Source organism: Dechloromonas sp. ZS-1 (assembly GCF_039649255.1).
GTDB lineage: Bacteria > Pseudomonadota > Gammaproteobacteria > Burkholderiales > Rhodocyclaceae > Azonexus.
The window spans coordinates 1-3,102 of record NZ_JBDIYD010000032.1; the positions used below are offsets into that span (position 1 = coordinate 1).

The 3,102-nt window shown below is 53.9% G+C and carries 1 protein-coding gene; it reads left to right on the top strand.

What is annotated here, in order from left to right; all coding sequences use genetic code 11:
- Positions 1-2,883: response regulator (locus AACO21_RS16605; protein WP_346193635.1), on the top strand; the 2,883-nt coding region annotated here is incomplete at its 5' end.
- Between the last annotated feature and the right edge of the window lie 219 nt (positions 2,884-3,102).

A 3,102-nucleotide genomic window follows, 5' to 3' on the forward strand; every position in this document is an offset into this window, starting at 1 on the left:
TCACCCACGCAAAACATTATCGTCACTGCCACGGACAAGTCCCGCATCATGCAACCGGCCCCAACACCGGGTGTCAATGCCATGTATGACCGATACTTGCAGGGATATGAAGGTAGTGGTGTGGCCGTTAGTTCGCGCGGCGTGAATGAACTTTCAGCGTCCAAGCGTATTCCTGTCACAGGGTGGTTAGCTATCGTCGCCTTACCAGCCGATGAAGCTTTTGCACCTATTAAGGCACTAACGCAGCATATCTTCATGAGCGCACTCGTGTTGAGTTTATTGGCGATAGTTGCGATCTGGTGGCTCATCAGCAGGGTGCTGCAACAACGATTCGCTCCAATGATCGCTGCCAGCAGACAGGCATCAACGCAAGTGTCAATGGCGGAACCGATACCCGTACTTCCGACCAGCAGGCAAGATGAAATCGGGGAGCTGGTTGGTAGCTTCAATGAGTTATTGGTAACGCTGAAACAGCGAGATGACAACCTGTCTCGCGAACGGGCCATGCTACGAACCCTGATTGATGCCCTACCAGACCTTATATGGCTGAAGGATGAAAAGGGAGTCTATCTTGCATGCAATCGGCGCTTCGAGCTGTTCTTTGGTGCCAGCGAAGCTGAGATTGTCGGCAAGACTGACTACGACTTTGTGCCCAAGGAACTTGCTGACTTTTTCCGTCAACACGATCGACGCGCTATGGACAAAAATGGTCCATCGGTTAATGAAGAGGAAGTTCCCTTTGCTGCTGATGGGCATTGTGAATTGCTCGAAACCACGAAGGTGCCGATGCGTGATGCTCACGACAACATACTAGGGGTATTAGGCATCGGTCACGACATCACCGAACGCAAGGCATCAGAAGCAAAATTGCAGCACTATCGCGAAAACCTTGAGCACTTGGTAGAGGCACGTACAAAGGAGCTTTCCGATACCCAATTCGCGTTGAATCGTGCCGGCATTGCGATTCATTGGGTCGATGCGAAGACCGGGCGCTTCCTCTATGTTAATGACCATGCTGCCGAGATGTTGGGTTATACCGTGGATGAAATGCTGCAAATGAAAGTGCCGGATTTGGACCCGAATTTCCCAGAGGGAGATTTCAGTCAGGTCACGAATACCATGTTCGCCCACGGAACCGCGCACTTTGAAAGCGCATTGAGGCGCAAAGACGGAACGCTGATTCCCATCGAGTTGGTGGGCTACGTCTTCCCGGAACATGAAGGGCAGATAGGGCGATTCATTACCTTCATCACTGACATTAGTCAGCGCAAGAGCCAGGAACAGGTGCTTCTCGAAGCAAAGGAATCTGCCGAAACTGCCAACCTAGCCAAGAGCCGCTTTCTGGCGAACATGAGCCACGAGATCCGCACCCCGATGAATGCCATCATCGGGTTGACTCATATCCTACGTCGCAGCATCAAGGTCCCCGAGCAGGCCGACAAACTAGGCAAGATCGCGGCCTCTGCAGATCACCTACTGGGTGTCATCAACGACATCCTCGACATTTCCAAGATCGAGGCCGAAAAGGTCATACTGGAAAAATCAAACTTTGAGCTCGAATCTCTGCTTTCGCGCATCAGTATGATGCTCATCGACCGCATTCATGATAAACACCTCGAACTCATAATCGATGCCGAGCCGGGAATGGGAGTGGTAAGCGGTGATGCCACACGATTGGGCCAGGCGCTGCTCAACTATCTTGGTAACGCCATCAAGTTCACCGAGCAGGGCACTATCACCTTGCGGGCACGTATTCTCGAACGAACCGAGGGCGACATGTTGGTGCGTTTCGAAGTTCAGGATACCGGGGTTGGGATTCCCGCTGAAGCCCTAGGTCGCCTGTTCCAATCTTTTGAACAAGCAGACAACTCAACGACCCGCAAGTATGGTGGTACTGGACTTGGGCTCGCGATTACCCGTCGTCTTGCACTCCTGATGGGTGGAGAGGTCGGCGTCGAAAGCACGGAGAACGTTGGCAGTATATTCTGGATGACTGCACGACTCGGACGGGTGAGCGCCGAGGTTGGGCGCTACCTAATACCGGCATTGCAGAGCAAGCGTGCCCTCGTTGTTGATGACAACCCGGTGACTCGCCTTGTCCACGCCCAGTTGCTGCGTTCGGTTGGCATGGAGTGTGAAGGTGCTGCATCAGGGGCCGAGGCCATCCGTAAGGTGGCCCTTGCAGACGAGGAAGGCGTGCCGTTCGACCTACTGCTGATCGATATGTTGATGCCGGATATGGATGGGTTTGAAACGCTTGTGACACTACAAGTCAGCCGGCTGAGCGAACAACCGATGGCATGGCTGGTCACTGCCTCCGGCGAAACTGCGATCATGTACGATGCACCACATGCCGGATTTGCCGAAGTGCTACTCAAGCCCCTGTCGGCAGCAATGCTTCATGATGCCCTGTTAAAGCATCTTCCGGCCCTGCTGGGTAAAGAAGAAGCCGGGACGGTCAATCAATCTGCAAACGCCGATGCGGCGGCCGAGGTCCTCAAGCGCGACTATCGTCACTTGCACCTTCTGCTGGTCGAGGATGAACCGATCAACCAGGAAGTGGCACGAGACATGCTCGAGGAGATCGGCTGGCAGGTTGATGTTGCCAATGATGGACGCGAGGCGGTGGATCTCGTTACCCAGCATACTTATGACTTGATCCTGATGGACATGCAGATGCCCAACATGAGCGGTTTGGAAGCTACCCGCCTGATACGTCAATTGCCCAACCGGCAGGGCATGCCGATTCTGGCAATGACAGCCAATGCTTTCAGCGAGGATCGTGAGGCCTGCTTAGATGCCGGCATGAATGACTTCCTGACCAAGCCAGTCGCCCCCGACAAGTTGTACGAGACATTGCGAAAGTGGGTGGCCAAGGCATAGTTTGGCTGTGACCGCTCTGTAATTTTGCCAACCTCGATGGCTGCTTAAGTATCAATATGCGGACAACCAACTTGCATCTGCCATGTGTCGGCTTAGGGTCGGGTCCAGCTGTAGCGCAGAATAGGAAGCAGACATTCAGTGCTGTAGTGTGCTGAAAGGCAGCTTGCCGCCACGTTGCTGCCCGACACCGAGCAATGGACCAACGGCCGCAAAGGCCGA